This window comes from Streptosporangium sp. NPDC004631, from assembly GCF_053601935.1.
On sequence record NZ_JBSGCR010000012.1, the window covers coordinates 63607 to 76684 of the forward strand.

At 70.7% G+C, this 13078-nt stretch carries 8 protein-coding genes; 2 read left to right on the plus strand and 6 right to left on the minus strand.

The features are described from left to right. The gene (locus ACWEF2_RS14760) at window positions 1-939 is read left to right on the plus strand and encodes a hypothetical protein (protein WP_453815373.1); all 939 of its coding nucleotides are present in this window, start codon (window positions 1-3) and stop codon (window positions 937-939) included. Further along, a complete protein-coding gene (locus ACWEF2_RS14765; protein ID WP_453815375.1) occupies window positions 936-4535 on the plus strand; it encodes a helicase HerA domain-containing protein in 3600 nt (1199 codons plus the stop codon). Before ACWEF2_RS14760 ends, ACWEF2_RS14765 begins: the two co-directional genes overlap by 4 nt. A gap of 230 nt (window positions 4536-4765) precedes the next feature. Here ACWEF2_RS14765 and ACWEF2_RS14770 read toward each other — a convergent pair whose 3' ends face one another. The 6 genes from ACWEF2_RS14770 to ACWEF2_RS14795 form a co-directional block, all read right to left on the minus strand. Then, complete coding sequence (locus tag ACWEF2_RS14770; protein WP_453815377.1) at window positions 4766-6160, minus strand: helix-turn-helix transcriptional regulator; 1395 nt, start codon at window positions 6158-6160, stop codon at window positions 4766-4768. Window positions 6161-6379: 219 nt separating this feature from the next. Next, the gene (locus ACWEF2_RS14775; protein WP_453815379.1) at window positions 6380-8632 is read right to left on the minus strand and encodes a Xaa-Pro dipeptidyl-peptidase; all 2253 of its coding nucleotides are present in this window, start codon (window positions 8630-8632) and stop codon (window positions 6380-6382) included. Between the two features lie 391 nt (window positions 8633-9023). Next, window positions 9024-9923 (minus strand): ABC transporter ATP-binding protein, encoded by a 900-nt coding sequence (locus tag ACWEF2_RS14780; protein WP_453815601.1) that lies wholly within the window; start codon window positions 9921-9923, stop codon window positions 9024-9026. A gap of 65 nt (window positions 9924-9988) precedes the next feature. Continuing rightward, complete coding sequence (locus tag ACWEF2_RS14785; RefSeq protein ID WP_453815381.1) at window positions 9989-11050, minus strand: ABC transporter ATP-binding protein; 1062 nt, start codon at window positions 11048-11050, stop codon at window positions 9989-9991. Then, complete coding sequence (locus tag ACWEF2_RS14790; RefSeq protein WP_453815383.1) at window positions 11047-12027, minus strand: ABC transporter permease; 981 nt, start codon at window positions 12025-12027, stop codon at window positions 11047-11049. The genes ACWEF2_RS14785 and ACWEF2_RS14790 overlap by 4 nt, the downstream gene beginning before the upstream one ends. A 64-nt stretch (window positions 12028-12091) precedes the next feature. Beyond that, window positions 12092-13036 (minus strand): ABC transporter permease, encoded by a 945-nt coding sequence (locus tag ACWEF2_RS14795; RefSeq protein ID WP_453815385.1) that lies wholly within the window; start codon window positions 13034-13036, stop codon window positions 12092-12094. Between the last annotated feature and the right edge of the window lie 42 nt (window positions 13037-13078).

Sequence of the window (13078 nt, forward strand, 5' to 3'; positions counted from 1 at the left end):
ATGCCTGATAGAGCGCTGTCACTCCCCGAGGTCTCCGCTCTTGTGGTGTTGATGGTAGAGGCGCGGGAGGTTTCCAACCCCGAGCTCAAGGCACGCTACGGCCTGACCCTCGATGGAAAGGCACGCCTGCGTATGAACGACCTGAAACTGGTCGACAGCTGGAAGCAGGGGCGGGCTTACGTGCACATGTTGACCGACGCCGGGTGGGCGCGTCTGGCCGAGGAGTTCCAGACGGGAACGGTCCCCGCGCCGACCGGCTCGGCCGGAGCCATGATTCGCGCCCTCTGGGCCGGGCTTCAGGGGTTCCTGGAGCGGACCGACCACCGACTGGCCGACGTCTTCCAGCCACGCGACGTCTCGGTCTCCCCTGCCTCGGCCGAGCCCGCTCCGGCCCCCGAGCCGGTCACGCCCCCCGAGCCGACCCCGGCACCGGTGCCCGCCACGGCGACCGAGCCCGAGCCGACGCCCGAGGCGGTCACGGCGTCCCAGCCGGTCACGGCGCTCAACCCGGAGCCGGAGCGCGAGCCGATCATGACGACCCAGCCGACATCGGAGCCCGGCCCGGTCACGGCGCTCATGCCCGCATCGGATCCGGGATCGATCATGGCGACAGGGCCGACCCCGGAAGCGGTCGCGGTAGCCGGGCCGACGCCGGGACCTGAGACGGAGACGGAGGCGGACATCGAGGTGCGCGTCCGCGTCGCCTACAGCGAACTGGCCGGGGAACCCGGCACCTGGGTGAGCCTCACCAAGCTCCGCCCGCTGCTGGGCGACGTGTCGAGAGCGGAGGTCGACGACATGCTCAGGCGGATGAACCGCATGCCGGACGTGAACATCGTCCCCGAGTCCAACCAGAAGACTCTCACCCCGCAGGACCGGGAAGCGGCGGTGACCATCGGCGACCAGGACAAGCATCTGCTCTCGATCGGCGTGCGATGACAGGCCGGGAGTTGGAGGCGCTGGCCACGCTCAAACTCAACTACGCCCAGGTGCCCGACGACGTGTGGCGCCCCGCGCGGTTCCACGTGGAGGGCCTGCACCGGCACACCGCGCACGTGCTCCTCGGCGGCCTGGCCGAGGCCGGAGAGAGCCCCGACACGAGTCCGATCGGCGTGGTCGTCCAGGGACAGCGAGGCACCGGCAAGACCCACCTGCTCGGCTGGGTGCGGGAGAAGGTGCAGCAGGACGGCGGATACTTCTTCCTGGTGAGCCTGCTGGACGCCAAGGGCTTCTGGGAGAGCACCGTGGTGTCCATGGTCGACAGCCTGTCCCGCGAGCGGGGCGACGGAAAGAGCCAGCTCACCGTCCTGCTGGAACGCCTGTCGACGCTGGCCGACGTGCCGAGGATGGTACGGCGCGCGGTGGCGGGAAACTCGGCGCTGTCGAGGCCGGCCCTCGACACCTTCATCGAGGCGCTGCGCCGGTTCAACAAGTCGGTCGGCCGGGACAGCCAGGACACCGCCAGGGCCCTGGTGCTGCTCGCGTCCGACGACCTGAACGCGCAGGACGTCGGGGAGTCCTTCCTGTCCTCGATGCCCGAGGAGGAGCCGGGCGAGCGGGCGCGGTGGGGGATACGGCACGTCCAGAAGACGCCCCAGGAGATCGTCAGGGACCTGTCACGTCTGCTCGCCCTCACCGGGCCGTCCGTCGTCGCGATCGACCAGATCGACCTGGTCATCGCGCAGTCCTCGATCTCCACCGCCGACAGCGCCGTCCCGGACTGGCGGGAGTCTCTCATCATCGAGCGGATCGCGGGCGGTCTGATGTCGCTGCGGGAGGTCACCCGCCGGACGCTGACGGTCGTCTCGTGCATCCCGGCGAGCTGGATCCTCATCGAGAAGTTCGCCACCGACACCGTCCGCGACCGGTTCCGGCAGACGCTCCAGCTCAAGACGATCCCCGACGCCGAGACCGGTCGTGCCCTGATCGAGAAGCGGTTCGAGGAGCGGTTCCGCAAGATCGGCTTCGAGCCGCCCTATCCGACGTGGCCGGTCAAACCGTCCGCGTTCGACCTCGCCCCCGACTTCACCCCCCGGCAGCTGCTGATCAAGATTGACGGTCACATCCAGTCGTGTCTGTTCAACGGCGAGATCGAGGAGCTGGAACATCTGGACAACCCCGCGGTGGCACGGCCGGGTCCCCCCACCGGGCCGCCGGAGGTGCCCGCGCCGGATCTCACCGCTCTGGACACCCGGTTCGCGGAGCTGCGGGAGGCCGCGGGCGTGACCGCGCTCCTCACCCCCGCCACCGAGGACACCGTGATGCCGTCGCTGCTGTCCGCGGGGCTCACCGCCTGGATCGCCGGACTGGGCGAGGCCGGGCGGACGTTCAGCCAGGATCCCGCGCCCAGTTCGAAGCCGCCCCTGCACGCGCGCCTGCGGCAGAGCCTGGACGAGGCCACCGAGGACGAGGCGCACTGGGGTTTTCGCGCGATCACCACCGAGAACGCCAACGCCGCGCTGAACCGGCTGCGCAGCGCCTCGGTGGCGGCGGGCCTGAACGCCGAGGTCTCCAAGCGGCGGCTGTTCCTGCTGCGGAACACGCCCTGGTCGAAGGGGCCCCGCACGCAGGAGGCCGTCGAGGCGTTCGAGCAGGCGGGCGGCAGGGTCCTGTCCGTGGACGACGAGGACCTCGGGACGCTCGCGGCGCTCCGGGACCTGCTCGCCGAGAACCCGCCGAACCTGCGGGCGTGGCTCGCCGACCGCAGACCGGCCGGTGACGTCAAGGTGCTCGGCGAGGCGCTCGGCGACGTGCGTACCGTTCCCGACGTCCCTGCCGCTTCCGGTGAGCGCGTCGTTCCCGAGGCGCGTACCGACGTTCCCGGCGACGTTCCCGGCGAGCGGCGTGACCACAGCGCTCCCGGCGGACGGCCCGGCCAGGACGAGCCCCCGGCGCGGCCCGGCCAGGACACGGCACCCTCGCGGGCCGACCAGAACGCGGCGCCCCCGCGGCCCGATCAGGACACGTCCCCGGCGCAGGCTGATCAGGACGCGCCCTCGGCACAGCCCGGCCAGGATCCGGTGCCTCCGGCACAGGCCGACCAGGACACGTCCCCGGCGCAGTCCGACCGGGGCGAGTCCCCACCCCGGCCCGACCACCCCGCCCCCTCGACAGAGCCCGGCCAGGACGCGGCCCCCTCACAGGCCGACCGGGACGCGGCGCCCCCGCGAGCCGACCGGGACGCGGCGCCCCCGACACAGCCCGAGCAGGCCCCGGCGTCCCCGGTGCAGCCCGGCCGGCTCGTCCGGCAGGGCATGCTCTCGGCTCGGCAGCCCTCTCCGGCGAAGTCCGGCGCGGGGCGCGGGCCGTACATCACGCTCGGCAGGGCGATCACCAACGACACGTCCGTCAGCGTCGAGTTGGAGTCGCTCCGCAAGCACATCACGATCTTCGCCGGATCCGGGTCGGGGAAGACCGTGCTCATCCGGAGCCTGGTCGAGAAATGCGCGCTCCAGGGTGTCTCCGCCATCGTGCTCGACCCCAACAACGACCTGGCGCGGCTGGGGGACGCGTGGCCGGCGCCGCCGCCGTACTGGGAGGCCGGCGACGCGGCGCGGGCCGAGGAGTATCTGGCCGGCACCGACGTCGTGGTCTGGACCCCCCGGCGGGGCGCGGGGCGCCCGCTCAGCTTCCAGCCGCTACCCGACTTCGCGAGCGTCGTCGACGACGCCGACGAGTTCCGCGAGGCGGTGGAGGTCGCCGTCGCGTCCATCGTGCCGAGGACGAAGCTCGACGCGAAGACGAACAAGGCCCACCTGGGGCAGGCGGTGCTCCGCGAGGCGCTCACGCACTACGGGCGGCGGGGAGGGACGGGTCTCAAGGGTCTCATCGAGCTGCTGTCGGCGCTGCCTGACGGGGTGAGCGAGCTGGGCGGCGCGGAGCGGATCGGCGCCGACCTGGCCCAGATCCTGACCGCGGCCATGGTCAACGACCCGCTGTTCGGCGGCGACGGCGCGCCGGTGGACCCCGGTCTGCTGCTGACTCCCGCGCCGGGGAAGAGGGCGCGGATCTCGGTGGTCAACCTCGCCGGGCTGCAGTCGGACGACCAGCGGCAGAGCTTCGTCAACCAGCTGCAGATGGCCCTGTTCGCCTGGATCAGGAGGAATCCGGCGGGCGACCGGCCGCTGGGCGGGCTGTTCGTGATGGACGAGGCGCAGACGTTCGCACCGTCCGGCGCGATGACCGCCTGCACGCAGAGCACGCTGGCGCTGGCCTCCCAGGCCCGTAAGTACGGCCTCGGCCTGGTGTTCGCGACCCAGGCGCCGAAGGGGCTGCACAACCGGATCCCGGGAAACGCAGCGACCCAGTTCTTCGGCCTGCTGAACAGTCCGGCCCAGATCACCGCCGCGAGGGAGATGGCGCAGGCCAAGGGCGGCGATGTCTCCGACATCTCACGGCTGACCTCGGGCCAGTTCTACACGGCCGTCGAGGGGAGGCCGTTCGTGAAGGTGCGGATCCCCATGTGCCTGAGCCACCACCCCAAGGACCCGCTCACCGTCGAGGAGGTCATGGACAGGGCGAGAAACTCCTCGTAGACCGGCGGCCCGACCCGCCGGCCGGGACTCCGGGTGGTGGAGAGGCCTTCCCACCGGGCGGTGCCGGCCGGGGTCGGGCCGCCGGTGAACGAGGAAAGGCCACGGCAACGGCGATCGCCTCCACCGCCCGGCGGGCCGGACCCCGGTGGACGGGGAAGGCCACCGCCACGGCGACCGCCTCCACTGTCCGGCGGGCCGGACCCGGTGAACGGGGAGGTCCATCGTGCCGGTCAGCCGCTCTTGTCCCGGATCAGCTCACCGAGATCGCGCACCTCGGGCGTCGCGTCCCACAGGCCCGTCAGCCGGGTCTGGAGGCCGTGCAGCTCCTTGGTGATCGTGATGCGGAGTGCCGGCATCGCCTCGGCCAGCACGCTCCGGGCGGTGGCGACCGCCTCGTCCACCTGCCCGGCGCAGGCGTAGGTGTCGGCCAGGCGCAGTGTCAGCAGCACCCGTGTCGGGTGCATCCGGCTGGGAAGGCAGGCCAGCGAGCTGCGGGCCGCGGTCACCGCCCGCCGGGCGACCGCGCGGTCACCGGTCAGCACCGCGATGTCGCGCAGCGCGCCGGCGGCGCACGACTCGACCCGCAGGAGCCCCTCGCCGCCGGTCAGCCACGGGGCCTCCGCGCGGTCCCGCGTGTCGAGGCGGACGAGGTGCTCCCTGGCGAGGGTGATGTGCCGCTCGAACTCGTGCAGGTCGCCGGAGAGCGCGTGGCTGCGCGCCTCGTACAGCCGGGCCATGGTCAGGATCCAGCGGCGGGCGGGGTCGGCGGCGCCCAGCGCGCGGGTGTACACGCGCATGGTCTGCGCGTCGCGTTCGATCCGCGCGAGCACGCTCATGTCGCAGAGCAGCGCGACCCGCGCCGTGATGTCCCCGGACACCTCCGCCCAGGTGATCCCGTGGTGGTACCAGGCCATGCCCAGGCCGTTCTGTCCCCTCAGCACCCGCAGCCATCCGGCGAGCTGGGCGTAGTGGGCGGCGAGGCGCAGCAGCACGTGGCAGGGGGACGGCCGCACGTCGTCGGCCCATCGCACGATCGCGTGCAGGGTCCGCTCCACCGGGACGACGATGTCGACGAGGGTCTGCTCCACGTTCATCCGCGTGTAGGACGCCAGCAGCGCGGTCAGCCCGTGCACGGTGTCGGCGTCGGGCTGGGCCGTACGGTGACCGGACCGGCCGCGCCGCGCCGGATCGAGGTCGGTGGTGAGCGTCTGCTCGGCGGGGGGCACCGCGCAGCCTGCGGTGCCGTGCATCGGGCAGGGCAGCCCGTTCGCCGGCAGGCGGGCCGGCCAGCCGACGAGGATCGGGGCGCCGGCGCCTTCGCCGCCCCTGCCGGTATCGGGCATCGGGACCATCAGCCGGCCGCCGGCCAGGGTGACGCCGGAGGGGCCGTCGAGCCCGCTCCCCCGGTCGCCGATCGCCCGCGCCCAGATCGCGGCCAGCTCGCCTCCGGTGCCGAACAGCTCGTCGACCTGGAACGGCAGGTCCGCCGACGGTCCTCGAAAGCCCTTCTCCAGCTTGCTGATGTGACTGTGGTGGTATCCCAGCCGCAGGCCGAGCTGGACCTGGGTCAGTCCGGAGCGCCGGCGCCAGAATCTCAGCCGCCTGCCGAACTCCGCCCAGGACACGGGGCTTTTCTCAGAAGTGACATCCATGAGTCCTCTCTCGGCCAACCGAATGTGCGGGGAGCCTAACGTCGGCCGTCAAGAAACCATAGATCTTGAAGTTAGGCGAATTATCAGGAAAGAAAATGAGGATTAATGTGCCGGCCACCTCGGCGAACAGAGTGTCCGTCCATCGGAGGGGAAGGGCCGGGCGCCGCTCCCGGCCCTTCCCCGAGGTCGTCCCTACGGTCTGGTCAGGCCCAGCGTGAAGGCTCCCGATCCGCGGCGGGAGAACACGCGGTAGCGGTAGTACCCGGCCGTGCTGGTGTAGCTGATCACCTCGTCCGAGGTCGGCGAGGTGGATTTGGCGACGGTCGTCCAGGCCGAGCCGTTCCGCCTCTGCAGGTACAGCTCGAAGTCGGTGCCGGCCGCGCCGCTCAGGCAGGCGCGGTGGACACCCCAGACCGTCGACTGGTATCCGCCCTCACCGGGCAGGTAGGCGCCGGCCCCGGCCGTCAGGCTTCCGGTGTGGTAGGTCCGGTGACCGGGGCAGACGGTCGGCCCGGAGGTGGACGTGGGAGTGGGGGTGGGGGTGAGCGTGGGGTTGGGGCTGGGGTTCGGGACGGGGCCGTCGGGCATACCCGACAGCGGCACGGTGAAGGTGCTCAGGGAGGGCGCGATCGTGAGCTGGGTGCCGCCGAGCGGGCGGAGGGTGTACTCGTAGTCGGTCGAGACGACGACCAGCCCGATACGGCGGCCCGCCGCGAAGACGTAGTCCTTGGGCTGCATGCCGAAGCGCATGACGTACTCCTGGCCCTGCACCACCTTCTCGCCGGCCGAGGCGTTGGCGCGGTTCTGCGGGTCGAGCCAGCCGCGGGTGACGATGACGGGTGCGGACGTGCCACCCTCGGGACCGTAGTCGACCAGCAGCGCGGTCAGGTTGGCGTCACCTCGGTTGTCCACCGCCGCCCGCAACTCCACCTTCGGGATGCCGGACAGCCGCACGGCCGTGGTCAGCGGAGCCGACCGGTAGACCAGCCGGTTGCCGTTCGCGCCGTCCGGGTTCGCGACCAGGGAGTCCGCACGGTAGGTGGCGCCCTGGTCCACGAAGGTCTGCCGGACCTCGCCGACGGTGACGGCCGTGGACAGCTCCCCGGGCGCGGTGGCCGAGGTGGCGCCGAGATGGAACACGATCTGCCTGGCGGAGGGGTCCGGCCAGTCGGTGTACTGCCGCCACGAACCGTCGGCGTACTGCACGTCGGCCTTCGGCTCGTTCAGGATCCCGTTGTCCACACCCTTGAGGAAGTAGTCGAACCACCGGCCCACCTCCGACCGGTAGTCCGGCCGCGACGCCGTACCGTGGCCGTCCTTGTGCAGCCAGATCTTGCGCGGCACGTTGTACCGCCGCAGCGCGTCCCACCACTGGGCGTAGTGCTGGCCCTTGACGTTCCAGTCGGAGTGGCCGTGGATGACGAAGACCCCGGCCTTGACCTTGGCGGCGTGCTGGACGTAGTCGCGGTCCTGCCAGAAGGCGGTCCTGTCACCGGTGACCCGGTCCTGGGCGGCCTCCAACGCGTTGATCTCGTCGTCGCAGCCGGTCCGGGCGACCACGCTGCGGGCCAGGACGTCGGCGTCCTCCCCCTGGTAGCCGCCGGGCGCGACCACCAGTCCGTTGGCCCGGTAGTAGTCGTACCAGCTGGAGATGGCCGAGATCGGCACGATGGCCTTCAGCCCCTCGACGCCGGTCGCCGCCGCCATGTTCGCCAGCGAACCGTCGTAGGAGACACCGATCATGCCGACCCGGCCGGTGCTCCACGTCGCGGCCACCGCCCGCCCTGAGGGGTCGAACCCTCGGGCCCGCCCGTTGAGCCAGTCGACGACGGCCGTGGCCCCCAGCGCCTCGTTCATGTCACCGCTGGTGGGGCACCCCTCGGAGGCGCCGCTGCCGATGCTGTGGCCAAGCACGACGGCATAGCCGCGCGGTATGAAGTAGTCGTCGTACCAGCCGGGCAGGTCGGGGACAGGCCGGTTGACAGCCGTGTCGGGGGTGTCCCGGGGGCGGAGCCGCGTCCCGTCGAACAGACGCTCCTGGGGCAGCCGATCGACGGTGACACCGTGGTCGGCGACGTTGTTGAGCCCGGTACGGTACGGGCTCTGCTCGAAGACGACCGGTACGAGCCCGCCGCCCGGCGGACGGGAGATGTCGACGGCGACCCGGTCGGGCCGTCCGTCGTGGTCGGTGTCCACCGTGGTCTCGACGTACACGCGCTCCTCGATCGGAGCGGCGGCGGTCCGGGCTGTGCCGCTCCGCGGGGTGCCGTTCTGGACGGTGCCGTTCTGGACGGTGCCGCTCCGCGGGGTGCCGTTCTGGACGGTGCTCCGCTGAGCGGGGGTTTCGGTGATGACCTCGGCACCCGCCGCCCGCGCGGTGAGCGCGTGCGCACCGGTCGTGGCGGTCAGGGTCAGTAAGACGACGGCTCGGGAAATGCCTCGCATGTCGTTCCTATGGGGATTGGAGGGGGGACCCCTCTGTCGGTGGCGCACGAGCGTTCGATCTTGAACAGTCATGCGGCGGTTGTCAAAAAAGTCAAGTGAGCGACGGCCGGAAACACCGTGGCTCAGCTCCGCCGAAGGCGCCGGGCGGGTTCGGTCGTTGTGAGAACACCGGATGAAGGCGTGTCCGGAGCGGACGCAGGCTCACTCGGTTATTTCTCGCATGTCGCGAAACGGCTCATATTCAATGCGCGGGTTCCGCGGAGGAACGGCGGAACGGCGGAGCCTCGGAACGACGGGAAGGGGGAAGGCGGAACGGCGCCGCGACGGCAGGTCGTCGCGGCGCCGTTCACTCTGCCGGGGCCGGATCGGACGCCGGGCGTCCGATCGGTGGTCATTCCTCTGGGAAGTGGCAGGCGACCTCGCGGCCACGCACGACCGTCGGCAGGGGCACCTCGACACGGCAGCGGTCCTGTGCCTTGTGACAGCGGGGGTTGAACGAGCAGCCGGGCGGCGGCGAGGCGGGGCTGGGCGGGTCGCCCCGCAGCACGATCCGCTCCCGGGTGGCCTCCACATCGGGGTCCGGCACCGGCACCGCCGACAGCAGCGCCTTGGTGTACGGGTGTGCCGGATCGGTGTAGATCGCCTCGCGGTCGCCGACCTCGACGATCCTGCCGAGATACATGACCGCGATCCGCTCGCACATGTGCCGCACGACCGACAGGTCGTGCGCGATGAACAGGTACGCCAGATCGAACTCCGCCTTCAGGTCCTCCAGCAGGTTGACGATCTGGGCCTGGATGGAGACGTCCAGCGCCGACACCGGCTCGTCGCAGATGATCAGCTTGGGTTTGGGCGCGAGCGCGCGGGCGATGCCGATGCGCTGCGCCTGACCGCCGGAGAACTCGTGCGGGTAGCGGTCGATGTGCTCGGGCGACAGGCCCACCAGCTTCAGCAGCTCGATCACGCCTGCCCGGTCGAGCAGCCGGCGCGGCCCCGAGATGATCTGCTGGACGGTCTGCCTGGGGTTCAGCGACGCGAACGGATCCTGGAAGATCATCTGGATCTCGCTGCGGAGCGGCAGCATCTCACGCGGGCCGAGGTGGGTGATGTCCCGGCCGTCGAAGGAGACCGTGCCGGAGGTCGGCTCCAGCAGGCGCACGATCATGCGCCCCGTGGTGGACTTGCCGCAGCCGGACTCGCCGACCAGACCGAGTGTCTCTCCCGGCCGCAGGTCGAAGCTGACGCCGTCGACCGCCCGAATGCCACGCCCGCGCCGACCGGGAAAGGTCATCCGCAGATCCTGTACGGCGAGCAGCGCGTCGGTCGTGACCGGTCTGCCCTTTTCGACGAGCAGGCTCACTGGACCCCTCCGGGGAAATGGCAGGCGACCTTGTGCGTGGTCCCTATGAGCAGGGGGTGCTCCGCCGTACAGATCTCCGGGTTGTCCGAGGCGGCGAACGTGGCGCAGCGGGGATGGAACCGGCAGCCGGGCGGGGGCGTGAGTGGGGACGGGGGACTGCCGGGGATCGCCCGCAGCCGTCCGTCACCACCGTCCTCCGCAGCCCATCCGGCGCCGGGCACCGAGGCCAGCAGTCCCTGGGTGTAGGGATGGCTCGGAGACTTGAAGACGGTCCGCGCGGCGGCGTGCTCGGCGGTCCGCCCGCCGTACATCACCAGGACGTCGTCGGCGATCCGCGCGACCACTCCCAGGTCGTGCGTGATCATGATGACGGCCAGCCCGCGCTCCGCCTGGATGCGCGCGATGAGCTCCAGGATCTGCGCCTGGACCGTCACGTCCAGCGCGGTCGTCGGCTCGTCGGCGATGAGCAGGTCCGGCTCGCACGACAGCGCCATCGCGATCATGACGCGCTGGCGCATGCCGCCGGAGAACTGGTGCGGGTGTTCCCGGGCGCGACGGCGCGGTTCGGGGATGCCCACCTCGGCGAGCATCTCGACCGCGCGCTCGCGTGCGGCCTTGCGGGAGGTACGGCGGTGCAGCCGGTACGCCTCGGCGATCTGCTCGCCGACGGTGTAGAAGGGGTGCAGGGACGACAGCGGATCCTGGAAGATCATCGCCATTCTGCTGCCCCGGAGCTTCCGCAGCCGTTCGGCGGAGGCCCCGGCCAGTTCCTCACCGTCGAACACGATGGAGCCGCTGACGGAGGCGTTGCGGTGCAGGCCGAGAATGGCCAGCGATGACACCGACTTGCCCGATCCCGACTCGCCGACGATGCCGAGCGTGCGGCCGCGGTCCACGTTGAAGGAGACCCCGTCGACCACCTGGACGGCGCCGAACGAGACCGAGAGATCCTTGACGTCGAGGATCGGACTGGCCTCCCGCTCGCCGCCCTCCGTCCGCCGCGCGGACGATCGCGTTCTCCGGTCGGTCATCTGGCTCACTGTGCCGGACTCGCTCACGAATACCTCACCCTGGGGTCGATCACGGCGTACACAAGGTCCACGGCCAGGTTGGCGAGCACGATGAAGAACGCCGCCAGCAGCGTGGTGCCGAGGATGACCGGCTGGTCCGACTTGACGATGCCGTCGTAGGCCAGCCGTCCGATGCCGGGCAGGCCGAACACCGTCTCAGTGATCATCGCTCCGGCGAGCAGACCGCCGAGGTCCATACCGAAGATCGTGACGATCGGGGTCATCGCGGCACGCATGCCGTGTTTGACGACGACGGTCCGCTCGGGCAGTCCCTTGGCGCGGGCGGTGCGGATGTACGGCTCGGCCATCGTCTCGATCATCTGAGCGCGGCTGAGTCTGGCGTACATCGCGGCGTACAGGGCGGCGAGCGTGACCCAGGGCAGGATCAGGTTGCTCGCCCAGGCCGCCGGGTCTTCGGCCAGCTCGACATAGGCCGGGTAGGGAAGGATCTCGGTCACCCGGACCACGAACAGCAGCAGGAGCATGGCCACGAAGTAGACCGGCAGCGACGCCGACGTGAGAGTGGCGATCATCAGGCTCCGGTCCAGCGTGGTGCCCTGCCGCAGCGCGGAGATCACGCCGACGGTGAGGCCCACGATCAGCCAGAGCACGGCCGCGCCAATCGCGAGGGAGACGCTGGTGCCCAGCCGGTCGACCAGCAGGTCCCAGACCGGCAGGGAGTTCTGGTAGGAGAAGCCGAAACAGGGGAAGCCGCACTCGACGCCCGCTGCGAGCGTACGGCCGGCGAAGATGCCGACCACATAGACGCCGAACTGCTCCCAGATCGGCCGGTCCAGTCCCATCTGGGCGCGCACCTCCGCGACCCGTTCCGGGGTGCAGGTCTTGCCACACGCCTGCAGGGCCGGATCGCTCGGCACGACGTAGAAGATGACGAAGGTCACCGCGCAGATCACCAGGAGGATCCCCGCGGCGGCCGCGAGCCTCTTGGACAGGTAGATGATCATGCGGTCTCCTTGGTCGGCCGCCCGGCCACGGCACCGTGCGGGCGGACGTTCTCACCTCGCTCGATCATCGGCTGCCCTTCGGGTCGATCGCGTCACGCAGGGCGTCACCGAAGAGGGTGAAGGCGAGCACGGTAAGGAACAGGCAGGTACCGGGGACGAGGAAGTACATCGGGTCGACCTCGTACCAGAGCATCGACTCCTGGATCATCTGTCCCCAGGAGGCGGTGGGCGGGCGCACACCGACACCGAGGAAGGACAGGGCGGCCTCGGTACCGATGTTGGTGGGGATCGCCAGGGTCGCGTAGACGAGGATCGGCGCGGTGAGGTTCGGCAGCATCTCGCGGAACAGGATCGAGGCGCCCATCGCGCCGCCGACGCGTGCGGCGTCGACGTACTCGCGGTGCTTGATGGTGATCGCCTGCCCGCGGACGATCCGGCCGATGTACGGCCAGCCGAACCCGCCCATGATGGCGACCAGCAGCAGCACCCGGTTGCCCTCGGGCATGACCGAGATCAGCGCGATCATGAAGATCAGGCTGGGGAAGGACATGAGCAGGTCCATCACCCGGCTGATCCCGGCGTCGATCCAGCCGCCGAAGTATCCGGCGAGCAGGCCGAGCACGGTGCCGACCACCACTGAGACGATCATCGCGAGCACCGAGATGAGCAGCGAGATCTGCGCGCCGTACACGACCCGGCTGAAGATGTCGCGTCCGCTCACCGGCTCGACGCCGAGCCAGTGCTCGGCGCTGATCCCGCCGAGGGTGCCCTTGGGCACCCCGGCCATTCTCTTGTCGATCGCGTTGGGATCGAAGTCGTAGGGCGACCAGCCGTTGATCATGGTCAGCAGCGGCGCGGTGACCGCGATGAGCACGAACAGAACGATGATCACCATGCCGAACTTGGCGGCTCGGTCGCGGCGGATCCGATCCCAGATCACCCGCGAGGGCGACCGCCCGGTGGCCGCGGGGGCCACCGGGGAAGCCGCCGGTGTGGAGACCGTGGTCACTGCCTCTCCTTGCCCAACGGCTCGGTCCGTGACGGGAAAACA

Coding starts and splice junctions, on each gene's coding strand:
- ACWEF2_RS14790 (WP_453815383.1), bottom strand. CDS start 12,027: ATGATCATCTACCTGTCCAAGAGGCTCGCGGCCGCCGCGGGGATCCTC.
- ACWEF2_RS14780 (WP_453815601.1), bottom strand. CDS start 9,923: ATGACCTTTCCCGGTCGGCGCGGGCGTGGCATTCGGGCGGTCGACGGC.
- ACWEF2_RS14760 (WP_453815373.1), top strand. CDS start 1: ATGCCTGATAGAGCGCTGTCACTCCCCGAGGTCTCCGCTCTTGTGGTG.
- ACWEF2_RS14765 (WP_453815375.1), top strand. CDS start 936: ATGACAGGCCGGGAGTTGGAGGCGCTGGCCACGCTCAAACTCAACTAC.
- ACWEF2_RS14775 (WP_453815379.1), bottom strand. CDS start 8,632: ATGCGAGGCATTTCCCGAGCCGTCGTCTTACTGACCCTGACCGCCACG.